General features: G+C 67.5%; 13 protein-coding genes. 8 read left to right on the plus strand and 5 right to left on the minus strand.

All coding sequences use genetic code 11. The features are described from left to right. Positions 1 to 77: 77 nt before the first annotated feature. Both PKD89_RS03085 and PKD89_RS03090 read left to right on the plus strand, forming a co-directional pair. Positions 78 to 575, plus strand: a complete 498-nt coding sequence (locus PKD89_RS03085) for a hypothetical protein (RefSeq protein WP_287379893.1) — start codon at positions 78 to 80, stop codon at positions 573 to 575. Positions 576 to 735: 160 nt separating this feature from the next. Next, positions 736 to 1,266, plus strand: a complete 531-nt coding sequence (locus tag PKD89_RS03090; protein ID WP_287379892.1) for a hypothetical protein — start codon at positions 736 to 738, stop codon at positions 1,264 to 1,266. A 4-nt stretch (positions 1,267 to 1,270) separates the two neighbouring features. On the opposite strand, the gene PKD89_RS03095 is transcribed toward PKD89_RS03090, so the two are convergent. After that, positions 1,271 to 2,200, minus strand: coding sequence for a cation diffusion facilitator family transporter (locus PKD89_RS03095; protein WP_289011364.1), 930 nt, complete (start codon positions 2,198 to 2,200; stop codon positions 1,271 to 1,273). Positions 2,201 to 2,292: 92 nt separating this feature from the next. Between PKD89_RS03095 and PKD89_RS03100 the strand changes: the two genes are divergently transcribed. From PKD89_RS03100 to PKD89_RS03110, 3 genes are all read left to right on the plus strand, one after another. Next, complete coding sequence (locus PKD89_RS03100) at positions 2,293 to 2,598, plus strand: metal-sensitive transcriptional regulator (RefSeq protein ID WP_289011365.1); 306 nt, start codon at positions 2,293 to 2,295, stop codon at positions 2,596 to 2,598. 50 nt (positions 2,599 to 2,648) lie between these two features. Further along, on the plus strand, positions 2,649 to 2,897 hold the full coding sequence (locus tag PKD89_RS03105; RefSeq protein WP_287379888.1) for a heavy-metal-associated domain-containing protein: 249 nt from the start codon (positions 2,649 to 2,651) through the stop codon (positions 2,895 to 2,897). A gap of 76 nt (positions 2,898 to 2,973) precedes the next feature. Further along, a complete protein-coding gene (locus PKD89_RS03110; protein WP_287379887.1) occupies positions 2,974 to 5,340 on the plus strand; it encodes a heavy metal translocating P-type ATPase in 2,367 nt (788 codons plus the stop codon). A gap of 12 nt (positions 5,341 to 5,352) precedes the next feature. Here PKD89_RS03110 and PKD89_RS03115 read toward each other — a convergent pair whose 3' ends face one another. Then, positions 5,353 to 6,522: a serine hydrolase domain-containing protein gene (locus tag PKD89_RS03115; protein WP_289011366.1), complete on the minus strand. Its 1,170-nt coding sequence runs from the start codon at positions 6,520 to 6,522 to the stop codon at positions 5,353 to 5,355. Positions 6,523 to 6,620: 98 nt separating this feature from the next. Next, on the minus strand, positions 6,621 to 7,895 hold the full coding sequence (locus PKD89_RS03120) for a cytochrome P450 (RefSeq protein ID WP_287379885.1): 1,275 nt from the start codon (positions 7,893 to 7,895) through the stop codon (positions 6,621 to 6,623). A gap of 242 nt (positions 7,896 to 8,137) precedes the next feature. Between PKD89_RS03120 and PKD89_RS03125 the strand changes: the two genes are divergently transcribed. Beyond that, positions 8,138 to 9,367, plus strand: coding sequence for an epoxide hydrolase (locus tag PKD89_RS03125; RefSeq protein WP_287394021.1), 1,230 nt, complete (start codon positions 8,138 to 8,140; stop codon positions 9,365 to 9,367). A gap of 125 nt (positions 9,368 to 9,492) precedes the next feature. Here PKD89_RS03125 and PKD89_RS03130 read toward each other — a convergent pair whose 3' ends face one another. Then, entirely contained in the window at positions 9,493 to 9,918 is a 426-nt protein-coding gene (locus tag PKD89_RS03130; protein ID WP_287379884.1) for a cyclic nucleotide-binding domain-containing protein, read from the minus strand. A 114-nt stretch (positions 9,919 to 10,032) separates the two neighbouring features. On the opposite strand from PKD89_RS03130, the gene PKD89_RS03135 reads away from it, so the two are divergent. After that, the gene (locus tag PKD89_RS03135) at positions 10,033 to 12,303 is read left to right on the plus strand and encodes a heterodisulfide reductase-related iron-sulfur binding cluster (protein ID WP_324332268.1); all 2,271 of its coding nucleotides are present in this window, start codon (positions 10,033 to 10,035) and stop codon (positions 12,301 to 12,303) included. A gap of 130 nt (positions 12,304 to 12,433) precedes the next feature. Next, entirely contained in the window at positions 12,434 to 13,585 is a 1,152-nt protein-coding gene (locus tag PKD89_RS03140; protein WP_289011368.1) for a winged helix DNA-binding domain-containing protein, read from the plus strand. 177 nt (positions 13,586 to 13,762) lie between these two features. Here the strand turns inward: PKD89_RS03140 and dcd are convergent, their stop codons facing one another. Then, on the minus strand, positions 13,763 to 14,347 hold the full coding sequence (dcd, locus tag PKD89_RS03145) for a dCTP deaminase (RefSeq protein ID WP_289011369.1): 585 nt from the start codon (positions 14,345 to 14,347) through the stop codon (positions 13,763 to 13,765). Between the last annotated feature and the right edge of the window lie 219 nt (positions 14,348 to 14,566).

Here is a 14,566-nt window from a genome sequence, read left to right on the forward strand (position 1 = left end):
CAGTTTTTCGTGGCGAGGCTCTCCGAGCGCGGGCTCCAGGCTTGCTCGACGGGCGAGGTCGAAGCCAAGGTGTCCCCATGTCCAATCCCATGAGCACACCGCCCGCCGAGTACGTCCAGGCCACGATCCCCGGCGCCACCGTCAAGGCGGGACCGCTGGGACTGAACGCTCGTCTGCACACGATCGTGATCACCAACTACCGCCTGCTTTTCGTCCGCAGTACCACGGCCGATTTCAGGCGCATCGCCGCCGAACTGAAACAACAGGCACGGGATGCCGGCAAGGGTCGAATCGGACAGTGGGGAGCGCAACAACGTGCCCAGCACGTGCTCGCCCAGGAGTGTGCTGCGATGGCTCCCGCGGACCTGTTGGCCAGGCACCCCAAGAACTTCGCCATCGACCGGGCCACCGTGACCAAGCTGAAGTTGAAGCGGGTCGAGAACTACGACACCTCTGAAAATCGGCTGTCGATCAAGACCACCGGAAAGAACTACAAGTTGCTGCTCAACGGCATCTCGGTTGCGGACGCCCGCCAGACATTCCTGAATGCGGGGCTCAAGCAAGGGCTGCTCTGACCGAGTCGGCCTCCGGCCCGAGGTGGCTGCGTCGGTGGTGCTGATCGGGTCGGTTTCGGAATCGGTGGTGCAGCGGCCGAGGGCGCCAGGGCGACCCGGTCTCCGTCCCATTGGCTCCCGAGTAGGGTCGCAGCGTCACTCAGACCGGGGGTTGTCGACGATGAAAAACGCCATTTGGGGCATGTTGAACGAGACGGAGAAGGCGCTGCTTCGCGAGGTTGAGCCGAAGCGGCTCAACAAGCTGGACGAGGACGGGCTCGCCGAGCTGCACGACCGGATCCGACGCGCTCGGCGCAAGTACACCAAGCTCTACCGGCGCCGGGCCTCCGAACAGGTGGACAAGGACGCCTCCCGCAAGAAGGCGCACCAGCAGCATGCGCGGACGGTGACCAAGGCCGAGGCGTTCGAGGATGCGCTCGCCATCGTGTCCGACAAGCTCGCCAGGGCCGCCCGTGACAGCGCCGAGGAGCTCAAGCAGGAACGGCTGGAGGCGGCCCGGTCCTGGAAAAGTGGCTCGTCCGATCAGGGCAAGAAGGGCAAGAAGGGCAAAGGCAAGGTGAGGGGGAAGAAGGGCAAGGGCGGCAAGCCGGCCCACCAGAACACCAAGGGCAAGGCCAAGACCCCGGTGTCCAGGAAGTCCGTGGCCTCGCAGCGCTCATCCAAGGGCCGCAAGCAGGCCGCCCGCGGCTGATTGACTACTCGCCCCAGGTTGGGTCCGCCGTGAACTCCACGCTGAGCCACATATCGTGGGGCAGTTGCTCCAACCGGGCGAGCAGGTTGTGGCGAACCGTGTCCTCGTCGCGCACCACGTAATCCTCGGGCACCACAAAGTCGACCTCGACGTACAGCTTCCGTCCAGCCTTGGCCAGGCGCAGGTGATGGTCCCCCAGCCCAAAGCGCCGCTTCACGTCATCGACCGCCGAGCGAACCGGTTGCTGAACCTGCTCGCCGGGGGCACCCTCGAGCAACTCGACCAGGGTGGAGCGGACCATGCCAAACGGTGCCGGGACCAGCACCACGCACGCGGCGATGACCATCGCCGGGTCGATGTACCGTCCGGCCCCGGCCCAGGCGGTGCCGTTCAAGGCGATGACCGCTCCGAAGCCCACCACCATGCCCACGCTCAAGGCCGCACCCGCCATCCATTGCGTGGCCTCGGCTGACATCAAATCGGAGTGCCCGGCGCGACGCCGGATCCACAGGTAGGCGACCACCGCTGCGGCCAACGAGATCAGCCCGTAGCCGACGCCGGAGGCACCGGTGACCTCGCTGCCCCCGTCGCGGATCGTCGCGACCGCATCGACCACCGCGTAGACGCACGTGGCGAACAGGGCGATGCCCTGAAACGCGATCACCATCGGGGTGAGCGCCTCGCGCCCCCAGGGGTAGCGGGCGGTCGGTCCGGCCTCCACGATCCGGGACGCCCACAGCGAAACCCAGGTCAGGCTGATCCCCACCAGCGCATACACGCCGTCGAAGAGGATCATCTGCGAACCGCCGACGATCCCCCAGCCGATCCCGAGGATGCACAACGCCACGCCGACCAACATCGAGACCCGCAACACCCGTTGTTCGGAGGCGGTCTCCGTCGACCGTGCGTTGCCCGCTGCCAGCGTGTCCACCATCGGAGGCAGCCTGACACGTCCAATGCGATCCGATGACGAAGTGATACCCCCTGGGGGTGTACATTGATACCCCATAGGGGTATGGTGACCCCATGGTCGCCATCGACACGCCGCCGCCGCCGGGCTATTCGGACACCAAGGCCGACCACCTGCGACGGTTGCGACGCATCGAGGGCCAGGTGCGCGGCCTCCAGCGCATGATCGAGGACGACAAGTACTGCATCGACGTGCTGACACAGATCTCCGCCGCCAACCGGGCCCTTCAGTCGGTGGCGATGGGGCTGCTCGACGAACACCTGCACCACTGCGTGGTCCAGGCGGTCGAAGCTGGCGGCGACGAGGCCACCGCCAAGCTCGACGAAGCATCGGCTGCCATCGCCCGACTGATCCGCAGCTGACCACCCCCACAACCGTCCCCGTCGGACGCGTTTCCCCGAAAGGACCCGATATGACCAACCCAACCGTTTCCACCGGCAGCGACACCTCAGGCTCGACCACCGAGCTGACAGTGACCGGCATGTCGTGCACCAGCTGCGCCGCCAGGGTGGAGAGCGCGCTGAACGACCAGCCGGGCGTCACCGCAACGGTCGACCACGCGGCGTCCTCCGCCAGCGTCAGCCGGGGCCCCGACGCCCCCGACGTCGATGAGCTGATCACCGTCATCGAGGGTCTCGGATACGGCGCCAGCCCGGCCTAGTTCGCATCGGCGGCGACGAAGCCACCGCCCCTCTTCGACCTCTTCATCACAACCAGCTCTGACGAAAGGACCCGACATGACGGCCCCTACCGTTACTACCGACACCGGCGCCTCCCGCTCGGGCACCGATGCGCCCACCGAGCTGGCGGTCACCGGCATGTCGTGTGCCAGCTGCGCCGCCAGGGTCGAGAGCGCGCTGAACGACCGCGATGGCGTGACAGCAACGGTCAACTACGCCACGTCGTCCGCCTACATCAGCCGCGGCCCGGACGGTCCGGCGGTCGACGAGCTGATCGCCGTCGTCGAGGGGCTCGGTTACGGCGCCAACCCGGCCCCGGCGGCCGGCGACGACCTCGAAGCCGCAGCCGAGGCGCAGGACGCCGAGGCAGCCGCTCACGTCGCCGACCTGAAGCTGCGCTTCTGGGTCTCGGCGGCGCTCGCCTTGCCGGTCATGCTCATCTCGATGATTCCCGCCTGGCAGTTTCGCGGCTGGCAATGGGTCGTGTTCGCCCTGACCACACCGGTGGTGGTGTGGGGTGCGCTGCCCTTCCACCGGGCCACGATCATCAACCTCCGCCACCGGGCCACGACGATGGACACCCTGGTCTCGCTCGGGGTCATCGCCGCGTACGCCTGGTCGGTCTGGGCGCTGTTCTTCGGCGGGGCCGGCATGTTGGGCATGACGATGAACATGAGCTGGCTGCCGGCTGACGCCGGGGCCGGGCACCACGAGCTGTACTTCGAGGTGGCGGCCGTCGTGCCCACCTTCCTGCTCGGCGGACGATGGGCCGAGGCCCGCGCCAAGCGGCGCGCCGGATCGGCATTGCGCTCGCTGCTTCGCCTCGGCGCCCAGCATGCCAACGTGCTCACCGACGACGGCAGCGAAATGACCGTACCGGCGAGCGCCGTCAAGGTCGGCCAGAGCCTGATCGTCCGTCCCGGCGAGCGCATCCCGACCGACGGCGAGGTCACGGTCGGAACGAGCACGATCGACGCCAGCCTGCTCACCGGCGAGTCGGTGCCGGTCGAGGTGGTGGCCGGCGACCACGTCACGGGAGCGACGGTCAACATGTCCGGCCGCATCGAGATGATCGCCACCGAGGTGGGCTCGGACACCCAGCTGGCACGTATCGCCCGGCTGGTCAGCGAGGCTCAGGCCGGCAAGGCCGACGTGCAGCGCCTGGCCGATCGGGTGTCGGCGGTGTTCGTGCCGATCGTGCTCGCCATCGCGTCGGTGACGCTGATCGCCTGGCTGGCGCTCGGCCAGCCGGTGGACGCCGCCATCGCCGCAGCCGTGGCTGTCCTGGTGATCGCCTGTCCGTGCGCGCTCGGCCTGGCAACTCCCACCGCGCTTCTGGTCGGTACCGGTCGTGGCTCCCAGCTGGGGTTGCTGATCAGCGGCCCGCAGGTGCTCGAGGCTACCCGCAACATCGACACGATCGTGCTGGACAAGACCGGCACGATCACCGAGGGCAAGATGGCGCTTGCAGAGGTCGTTGCCGCCCCCGGAACCGACCGGGGCCGGCTGCTGGCCTTGGTTGGTGCGGCCGAGTCGGGCAGCGAGCACCCGATTGCCGCAGCCATCGCCGCCGGCGCCCGGGAGGAACTGGGCGAGCTGCCTGAGGTGAAATCGCTCACCAACCGCCCCGGGCTGGGCGTCGAGGCGGTCGTCAACGTCGCTGCCGATGCGATGATCGGTCGGGCCTCGACCGCCAACTCCGCACCCTCGGGCCCCGAACCGACCCGGGTGCTGGTAGGTCGGCCCAGCCTGCTCTCCGACGAGGCACTCGCGTGGCCCGACGGCCTACTCGATCAGGCAGAGACGCTCGGAGCGAAGGGCATCACCGTGGTGGCCGCCGGCTGGGACGGCCAGGTTCGGGGTCTGCTCTCGGTGGCCGACACGGTCCGCCCCGACAGCCAGCGAGCGATCGCTGCGCTGATCGACCATGACATCACCCCGTGGATGGTCACCGGTGACTCCAAGCAGGTGGCGCGTGCGGTTGCCCGACAGGTTGGCATCGCCCCGGAGCGGGTGATCGCCGGTGTCATGCCGGAGGACAAGGTTGACATCGTTGCCCGGCTCCAGGCCGAGGGTCAGCGGGTGGCGATGGTGGGCGACGGCGTCAACGACGCCGCTGCGCTGGCCACCGCCGAGCTGGGTATCGCCATGGGCTCCGGCGCCGACGTTGCAATGGAGGCCTCCGACCTGACGATCGTGTCGGGGGCCCTGATGGGGGCGGTCGATGCGATCCGCCTGTCGCGGTCGACCCTGTCCACGATCAAAGCCAACCTGTTTTGGGCCTTCGGCTACAACGTGGCGGCGATCCCGCTGGCTGCGGTCGGCCTGCTCACCCCGCTGATCGGCGGGCTGGCCATGGCCGCCTCGTCGGTGTTGGTCGTGTTGAACAGCCTGCGGCTGCGCCGCTTCCAGCCAACCCGCTAACCCGCGTCCGGGTTAGCCGTTCGAAGACTCCGCATCGTTGATGGCCGCCACCACATCGGCGGGCAGGCTCTCGGCAAAGGGGTCACCGGCCGGGTTCGGGGCGGCGACCGCGGCCATGCGGGTGATCACCAGATCCTCCGACGGGACGACCACCACGACCTGGCCCCCCAGGCCCTCGGCGGCGAAGGTGTCCGGTGGCGCACCGGGGTAGTGGCCGGTCAGCTGCTTGCCCTCGCCTCCGGTGAACACGTCGTCGGTCTGGAGCCACCACAGGTAGCCGTACGCCGGGTTGAGCTCGCCGGGGGTGGTGGCGGCCTGCACCCAGTCGGCGCTGACGATCCGGTCATCACCCCAAGCCCCACCTCGGTCGAACAACAACCCAAACCGGGCCAGGTCGTCACAGGTGCTCTGCAAACCCATGAACGCAAGCGTATTGCCGGCCTGGTCGGCGCTGAAGGAACTGTGGGCCATGCCCAGGGGTTTCAGGAGTCGTCCGGCGCCGAAATCGCCCATGCTCTGACCGGTGGCCTGAAACATGACGGCCGGCAGTGTCTGGATGGCGGCGTTGTTGTAGCGCCAGACCGTGCCCGGCGGCTCCGCCTGATCGAGGTCCAACGCAAACTGGGTGAGGTCGGTGGCCCTCATCATGTCGAGATAGTCGGACTTGAGGCTCCAGAACCGCCCCGAGTCATTTTGGATCAGGTTTCTGATCGTCACGTCGGCCGAGTCGGTTCCTTGCCACTCGGGGAGGAAGTCCGAAGCGGCTTGGCCCACGTCGAGGTCGCCGTCCTCGGCCGCCATGCCCACCAGCGTCGAGGTGAACGACTTGGTGACCGAGTAGGCCTCCTGAGGGGTCGACGCCGTGTAGTCGCCGAACGTGCGCTGGTACGCCATCTTTCCGTAGCGCACCACCGAGAGGCAGTAGGAACCGGTGGCCTCGGCACCCTCGGCGATTTGGTCGAGCGCCTCTTCGTTCAGCCCGGCCTCGCTCGGGGAGATCGTCTCCCACTCGCTGCCGGGAACAGCCGACGCGGTGTCTTTGGTTTCTTCAGTGTCGTTGCGTGTGGTGCTGGGAACGGGACGCTCGCCCGTCTCGGGGGAGGAGCAGGCTGCGATCACGGCGACCAAGAAGGACCCCCACAGCACGGCATACCTGGGGCTGGTGAAACGGCGCCTGGTCATCGCCTGCACCGCCTCACGCGTGTGCCGCGTTGGGAAGCGTCTGGCTTCGCACTGCTGACCCGGTAATCACATCGAGTTCCCGAAGCTCGTCGGGATCCTTAGGTGGCGTCCGCCGGGTGCTTGCGCTTGCCCGGGGTGAAGCTCACCGGCATCGACTTGATGCCCGAGATGAAGTTGCTGCGCAGTCGCTCGGGCTCGCCGACCACCTTGATGTCGGGCATGCGGGTGGCGATCTCGGTGTAGATGATGCGCAGCTCGGCCTTGGCCAGGTTGGCGCCCAGGCAGTAGTGGGCGCCGCCGCCGCCGAAGCCGACCTGCTCGTTGGCGTTGGACCGCTCGATGTCGAACGTGTCCGGATCGTCAAAGACGTTCTCGTCACGGTTCGCCGAGACGTGCCACATGACGACCTTGTCGTCGGCATCAAGCTCGACCCCGCCGATCTCGGTCGGGGCGGTGGTCTGGCGACGGAAGTGCAGCACCGGGGAGCCCCAGCGCACCATCTCCTCGATGGCGTTGGGCATCAACTCGGGCAGGTTGCCCTTAAGCAGGTCCCACTGGCCGGGCGTGCTCGACAACCCATACATGCCATGGGTCGTTGCGTTACGGGTGGTCTCGTTGCCGGCGACCGACAGCAACAACATGAACATCTCGAACTCTTCTTCGCTGAGGTTGTCGCCATCGATCTCGGCGTTGATCAGCTTGGTGACGATGTCGTCCTTGGGATCGCTGCGCCGCTGGGCGCGCAACTGGTCGACGTAGAGGTACAGCTCGGCGGCGGCCTGGGTGGCCTCCTCCATGTCCTCGATCTCGCCGCTGTCGTTGTAGTCCGGGTCCTGCGCCCCGATCATCTTGTTGGTCCAGTCGAAGATCAGGCGACGGTCCTCTTGGGGGACACCCATGATCTCGGCGATCGCCTGCAGCGGCAGCTCCATCGCCAGGCCGCTGACGAAGTCGCACTCGCCCTTTTCGATCACGTTGTCGACGATCAGCTCGGCCCGGTACTGCAGGTATTGCTCCAACAGGCCGATCATGCGTGGTGTGAAGCCCTTGTTGATCAGGCGCCGATACCGGGTGTGCAGCGGGGGGTCGGTGTCGATCAGCAGCTTGCCCCGGCTGTCGAACCCTGACGGGGCCGGGTTCTCGAACATGAGCGAGCCGGCCTTCTGGGAGGAGAACAGCTCCGTGTCCCGATTGACCGTCTGCAGGTGCGGGTGCATGACGATGTTCCAGAAGCCGCCCTCGCGGACCTTCTCCTCGTGCCACGACACCGGAGCCTCTTCGCGCATTCGGCGGAACATCGCGTGATGGTCGCCGCGCACGAAGCGATCCAAGTCCAACACGTCGACGAAATCAGGCTGCACACGCTGGGTCACGATCGGATCCCCCGTCAAGGCTCGTAGCCACCTCGATGGCTGTTCGTTCGATGAAATGACAACGTAATAAGAACACGTTCTCGTTTTCGCACCCTAGGGCAGAACAACGCTCGGCGGCATAGCCGGACCGAAGTCGCCGGCGCTCGCCAGGCCGGATCGGGCGACCCGCCGAGCGGCTCGACGGTAGTTTCGGGCTGCGACAGGCGCCATCATCGCGACGGCGGCCAACCCAAGGGGAAACGATGACTGGATCCGAAAGCGGCGATGGCGCACCACCGGCCGACGAGTGGGTCGGTGATGCGGCGGTCGAGGGCCCATCGGCCGACCATCCGGTGCCCGACGGGTTTGAGGCGACATCGATCGCCATCCCGGACGAGCTCTTGGACGATCTGCGCCTGCGCTTGGGGCACACCCGCTGGCCCGACGAGCTCCCGGACGTCGGCTGGGACTACGGCACCGACATGTCGACGCTCCAGGCACTCTGTCGCACTTGGCGCGACACCTACGACTGGCGCCCGACCGAGGCCCGCCTCAACGCCTGGCCGCAGTACCGCACGACGATCGGCGGCACGCCTATCCACGTGATCGTCGCCCGTTCCCCCGAGCCCGACGCGATGCCGCTGTTGTTGACCCACGGCTGGCCCGGGTCGGTCACCGAGTTCCTCGACGTGATCGAGCCGCTGCGCAATCCGGTCGCCCACGGGGGCGATGCTGCCGACGCGTTTCACGTCGTCGTCCCCTCGCTGCCCGGCTTCGGGTTCTCCGGGCCCACGACCGGCCCCGGCTGGGACGTCAAGGCGGTGGCCGAGGCCTGGGCCGAGCTGATGGCCCGGCTCGGGTTCGACCGCTACCTGGCCCAGGGGGGCGACTGGGGCAGCTTCGTCTCCACCTGGCTGGGTCTCGTCGACCCCGAACACCTCGCCGGCATCCACCTCAACATGGCGGTCGGGTTTCCCGGCGACGGCGAGCTCACCGAGTCCGAGGGCGTCGACCTGGCCGAGATGGGCGAGTTCCTCGCCAACGGCTGCGCCTACCAGGAGATCCAAGGCAAGAACCCCCAAACACTGGCGTACGGCCTCGCCGACTCCCCCGCCGGCCTGGCCGGCTGGATTCTCGAGAAGTTCTGGGCCTGGACCGACCACGACGGCAACCTGTTCGACGCGGTCAGCGAGCAGGCGATCCTCGACAACCTCACCAGCTATTGGGTGACCGGCACGATCGGCAGCTCGACGCGCATCTACTTCGAAACGATGCGCACCGGCCGCTTCGCCACCCACGACGCCAAGGTGGAGGTGCCGACAGCGGTGGCGCAGTTTCCCGCCGAGATCACCCGGCCGCCCCGCTCCTGGGTGGAGGCGGGCTACAACCTGGTCCGCTATACCCGCTTCGACCGGGGCGGGCACTTCGCCGCGCTGGAAGAGCCGGATCTGCTGATCGGCGACCTCCGGGCCTTCGCCCGCACCCTCCGCTAACCGGCCTTCGTGGCCCGAACGACCTCAGCGGAGCGGCGACCCGGCCTTCGTGGCCCGAACGACCTCAGCGGAGCGGCGACCCGGCCTTCGTGGCCCGAACGACCTCAGCGGAGCGGCAGCCCAGATCAGTGGATCGGCTGGTGGGCGCCCTCGTTGGCGGCGCGCAGGCGGCGGGCGGTGCTCACCAGCACCCGCCGGGCCAGGCCTGGCACCTCGTCGAGCAGCGTGGAGAACTCGCGGGTGCCGATCACCAACACCCGCATCGGCGTCGTGGCGGTCACCGTGGCCGAGCGGGGCCCGGCGTCGATCAGGGCGAGTTCGCCAACGTAGGATCCCGGGCCGACCGTGGCCAGCAACTGGCCGTCGCGCACCACCTCGGCGGTGCCCTCCTCGATGACGAAGGCCTCCTGACCAGCGTCGCCCTGCGACATCAGTACCCGGCCGGACTCCACCTGCAGTTCGTCGACGATGCGCGCAATGTCACGCAGTTCCTTGTTGGTGCAACCGCCGAACATCGGCAATGCACCCAGGCGTTCCAAGTAAGCATCCATCACGTCCCCCTCGTGCCGACGACGACAAACGTCGGTTTCAGGGTGCCACGGTAGGCGACGTTCGGTCGGCGCGACGCTCGGAGTTCCCCGGGGCCGCCTCCGGACGGTAGATTCATGGCTGCTATGGCGACCTCCACCGAGACTCCCAGCGGGACCGAAACCAAGGCCAAGCGCCGGTTCCGTCCCTACCAGATCGCACTCATCGTCGGCGGCGGCTTCGCCGCCCTCACCGCGGCCTCCTATGTCGCCGAGCAGTTGTGGGCGGAGCACTGGGCAGAGACCGCCTTCGAAGAGCAGCCGATCTCTCGCCTGATGTTCGCCAACATCCCGGGCTGGTTGCGTTTGGCCTTCTACGTGATGGTGGTCGCCGCCATCCTGTACGGAGCCTTCAACTTCTCCAATCGGGTGCGCAACTGGGAGCGCGGCGCCCCCGACAACCGACGCACCACGCCGAAGAACTTCAAGAAGCGCCTGGAGAACATGCGCTCGGGCCTGTACATGCAGACCCTGCTGCGCGACCCGGCCGCCGGCGTGATGCACAGCTTCATCTACTTCGCATTCCTCGTGCTGTTGGCGGTCACCACCATCGGTGAGATCAACCTGCAGCTGCCGGTGGCCCTGAAGTTTCTTCACGGCGACGTGTACCGCGCCTACGCCTTCATCGCTGATCTGGCCGGCGTGTTCTTCGTCGTCGGGCTCGTCTGGGCCATCGTTCGCCGCTACGTACAAAAGCCCTACCGCATCCGCATCAAGACCAAGGCCGACCACGCGATCGGCTTGGGCGTCCTGCTGGCCATCGGGGTCACCGGCTTCATCGCCGAGGGCTTCCGCATCGCCCTTGAGGGCATGCCCGAGGCCGACAACTGGGCCTTCATCGGCTGGCCAATGGCCAAGGCGATGGAAAACATGGGCGGGCTCGAGTGGTGGCACCGCAGCTTCTGGATCGTGCATATTCTGACGTTCGTCGCCTTCCTGATCGTTCTGCCGACCACGATGCTGCGCCACATGTTCACGTCGCCGATGAACATGTATCTCAAGGACCGGGATCGTCCCAAGGGCGCCATGAAGGCGATGCCCAACCTGATGGAGACCGAGCTGGAGACCTTCGGCGCTTCGGTTGTCGAGGACTTCACCTGGAAGCAGCTGCTCGACACCGACGCCTGCACCATGTGCGGCCGCTGCACCTCGGTGTGCCCGGCTTCGGGCACCGGCAAGCCCCTCGACCCTCGCGAGATCGTCCTGAAGACCGGTGAGGTCATGGCCGCCACCGGCGACCCGCAGGTCAGCCCGCCGATCGCTCTCGACGGCGAAATCACCATCGGCGCCAACAGCCTGTTCGAGCGCATCACCCCCGAAGAGGTGTGGGCCTGCACCTCCTGCAAGGCCTGCGACGAGATCTGCCCGGTCAACATCGAGATCCTCGACAAGATCCTCGACATGCGCCGCTACCTCACCCTGATGGAGTCCGACTTCCCGACCGAACTGGGCCAGGCGTTCCAGGGCATGGAGAACCAGGGGAACCCCTGGAAGATGAGCCAGAGCGATCGCGGCAAGTGGGCCGACAAGCTCGACGGCATCAACGTGCTCGAGGGCGGCGACCCGCTCGAGGCCGAGTACCTGTACTGGGTCGGCTGCGCAGGCAGCTTCGACGACAAGAACCAGAAGGTCACCCAGGCGGTGGCCAAGCTGCTCCAGCGCGCCGAGGTGAGCTTTGCCATCCTCGGCCCGTCCGAGAACTGCACCGGCGACCCGGCCCGCCGCGCCGGCAACGAGTACATCTTCCAGATGCTGGCCATGCAGAACATCGAGACGCTCGACTCGATGGGCGTGAAGAAGATCATTGCCCAGTGCCCGCACTGCTTTAACACGATCGCCAACGAGTACCCCCAGCTGGGCGGCCACTACGAGGTCATCCACCACACCGAGCTGCTCGAGCGCCTGATCGACGACGGCTCGATCGACACGACCGGCACCAACTTCGCCGAGAAGGTCGTGTACCACGACAGCTGCTATCTCGGCCGCCACAACGACATCTACATGTCGCCGCGCAACATCATCGCCTCCCTCGGGGGCGTCGAAGTGGTCGAGGCGCCCCGCAACGGCACCGAAGGCATGTGCTGTGGCGCCGGCGGTGCCCGCATGTGGATGGAGGAGCACACCGGCAAGCAGATCAACGTCGACCGCAGCCAGGAACTGCTCGCCACCGGCGCCACCCGCATCGCCACCGCCTGTCCGTTCTGCTACATCATGATCGACGACGGCGTGAAGGGTGAGGGTGTCGACGAGGACCAAGTGAAGGTGGGCGACATCGCACTGCACCTGCTCGAGGCACTCGAAGATGCCGAGACCCCGGTCGGCCTGCCGCTCAGCGCTGTGCAGGACTAGTCACAGCGTCGGCTGAGCGTCGCAACGACGGACTCCAGCCGCCGCAACATGACCCACCCGAGGTGCGAGTCCGGACCCGCTTCGCCACGACACGGCGGCGATGGCCTCCGACCGGTGCGACACTGGCTGCATGTCCCAGCGAGCCTCGTCCCAACTCAGCCCAACCGAGGTGCTGCGGTTGCGCTTGGCCGCCCAGTTGCTCGACGCAATCCGCCCTCGCTCGCCGGGCGAGGTCGTCACCTGGTTCGGGGCGATGCAGGCCCAGGACCTCAACAGCGGACATTGGTCGTTCGGCGCGCGTTGTGACGGCCTGACCGACGACGACATCCACGCAGCCACCGCGAACCGTGAGATCCTGCGCACCTGGCCCATGCGGGGGACGGTCCACTTCGTCCCGCCCGCCGACGCCCGCTGGATGCTCGAGGTGACCGGCGCTCGTGCGCTGCGCGGCGCTGCCCGCCGGCGCGAGTTCCTCGGCCTGAGCGAGACGACGGTCGACCGCGCGGCCGACTTGCTGGGGTCGGCGCTCGCCGGGGGTCGTCGCCTGACGCGAGCCGAGTGCATCGCCGCACTGGTCGACGGCGGCGTTCCCGAAGCGGCCGATCACGGCTATCACTTCCTCTGGTACATCTCGCAGATCGGGGTGACCTGCATCGGCCCACAGGTGGGCAAGGAGCAGACCTTCGTGCTGCTCGACGAATGGGTGCCCAAGCCTCGACAGCTCGACCGCGACGAGGCGCTGGCTGAGCTGGCGGTGCGCTTCGTGCGCAGCCACGGCCCGATCACGCGTCACGACCTGGCCCGTTGGACCGGGCTGACGATGACCGACGCCAAGGCCGGTTTGGCGGCCGCGTCGGACGTGCTCGCCGAAGTGGACTGCGCCACGTCCGACGGACCCACAGCGATGTGGGTCACCGACGACGCACTGGAGGCTGCGCTCGACGTCGACGGGCGACCCGGTCTCGACGACCCGGAGCCGGTCGTCCTGTTGCCCGGCTTCGACGAGTACATGCTGGGTTACGGCGACCGCTCGGCCATGTTGGACCCGGCGTTCAACCAGCGCATCTGCCCCGGCAACAACGGCATGTTCAAGCCGACCATCGTCGCCGGCGGCACGGTGCTCGGCACCTGGAAGCGCACCGTGAAAACGTCGACGGTCGATATCGACCTCGATCCGTTTGAACCGCTCCCCTCTGCTGTGCGTGGCGGTATCGACGCCGCCGCCGAACGCTACGGGCAGTTCCACGGCCGCGACGCCCGGGTCTCACTCTCCACCGGCTGACCGCTCCGACCTCACCTTCAACCGGTAAAATTCCAGCAACTCGGGAGCCGAGAGTGCCGCCAGAGCGCGCTTTTGGCTCCCCACTTCGGGCCCCTGCCGCAACTCGGGAGCCGAGAGTGCCGCCAGAGCGCGCTTTGGGCTCCCCACTTCGCCGGGGGTTGCCCGTGGCGGGGTGGCTTACGGGGCGGCGGTGGTGTCGCCGGGGTAGTTGGCGGCGTATCGCGAGCTGACCGCGCCCCGCTGTCCCTGATACTTCGAACCCAGGTCGGGGTGCCCATAGGGGCGCTCGGCCGAGCGGTCCAGGTGCTGGAACACCATCTGTGCCACCTTCATCCCCGGGCGCAACAGGATGGGAAGCGTGGCCACGTTGGACAGCTCCAAGACGATGACTCCCTCGAAACCGGGGTCGACGAAGCCGGCGGTGGCATGGACCTGCACGCCGAGGCGGCCCACGCTGGACTTGCCGTTCACCACGCCCACGATGTTGTCGGGCAGCGCCAGGGTTTCCGAGGTGTGGCCGAGCGCAAACTCCCCCGGGTGCAAGACGAACTGCCCGCCGTCGGGCACCTCGACCGACTCCATGAGGGACTCGTCCACCGTGACCGGGTCGATGTGGGTCAGGCGGGTGTTGCGCATCACCCGGAACTGGTGACCGAGGCGCACATCGACCGACGCCGGTTGAACGTGCTGTGGCTCGTAGGGGTCGATCACGAGCACACCCGACTCGACAAGGGCGCGGATCGAGGCATCGGCGAGGATCACGGGAGAGCAACCTAGTGCCGTCGGGACCGCGTGCGAGCAACGGGTGGACCAACGACCACCCGCCGATGACGACGACCCGCCGATGACGCCGGCCAACGCTCGCAATGGGGTCGACCGCCGGGTTTCTCACGGGGTGCTGGTTGCCAAGCCCTGTAGCTTGAGCGAGGTCACCGTCGGGACGGTGGCTCACCGGCCGTGCGAGCGGGGCGGGCATCAAGA

Source organism: Candidatus Neomicrothrix sp. (assembly GCF_035329545.1).
Classification (GTDB): Bacteria; Actinomycetota; Acidimicrobiia; order Acidimicrobiales; family Microtrichaceae; genus Microthrix; species Microthrix subdominans.

Excerpts from the sequence above, each read along its gene's own strand:
- PKD89_RS03085 (WP_287379893.1), top strand. The coding sequence starts at position 78 with ATGTCCAATCCCATGAGCACACCGCCCGCCGAGTACGTCCAGGCCACG.
- PKD89_RS03090 (WP_287379892.1), top strand. The coding sequence starts at position 736 with ATGAAAAACGCCATTTGGGGCATGTTGAACGAGACGGAGAAGGCGCTG.
- PKD89_RS03095 (WP_289011364.1), bottom strand. The coding sequence starts at position 2,200 with ATGGTGGACACGCTGGCAGCGGGCAACGCACGGTCGACGGAGACCGCC.
- PKD89_RS03100 (WP_289011365.1), top strand. The coding sequence starts at position 2,293 with ATGGTCGCCATCGACACGCCGCCGCCGCCGGGCTATTCGGACACCAAG.
- PKD89_RS03105 (WP_287379888.1), top strand. The coding sequence starts at position 2,649 with ATGACCAACCCAACCGTTTCCACCGGCAGCGACACCTCAGGCTCGACC.
- PKD89_RS03110 (WP_287379887.1), top strand. The coding sequence starts at position 2,974 with ATGACGGCCCCTACCGTTACTACCGACACCGGCGCCTCCCGCTCGGGC.
- PKD89_RS03115 (WP_289011366.1), bottom strand. The coding sequence starts at position 6,522 with ATGACCAGGCGCCGTTTCACCAGCCCCAGGTATGCCGTGCTGTGGGGG.
- PKD89_RS03125 (WP_287394021.1), top strand. The coding sequence starts at position 8,138 with ATGACTGGATCCGAAAGCGGCGATGGCGCACCACCGGCCGACGAGTGG.
- PKD89_RS03130 (WP_287379884.1), bottom strand. The coding sequence starts at position 9,918 with ATGGATGCTTACTTGGAACGCCTGGGTGCATTGCCGATGTTCGGCGGT.
- PKD89_RS03135 (WP_324332268.1), top strand. The coding sequence starts at position 10,033 with ATGGCTGCTATGGCGACCTCCACCGAGACTCCCAGCGGGACCGAAACC.
- PKD89_RS03140 (WP_289011368.1), top strand. The coding sequence starts at position 12,434 with ATGTCCCAGCGAGCCTCGTCCCAACTCAGCCCAACCGAGGTGCTGCGG.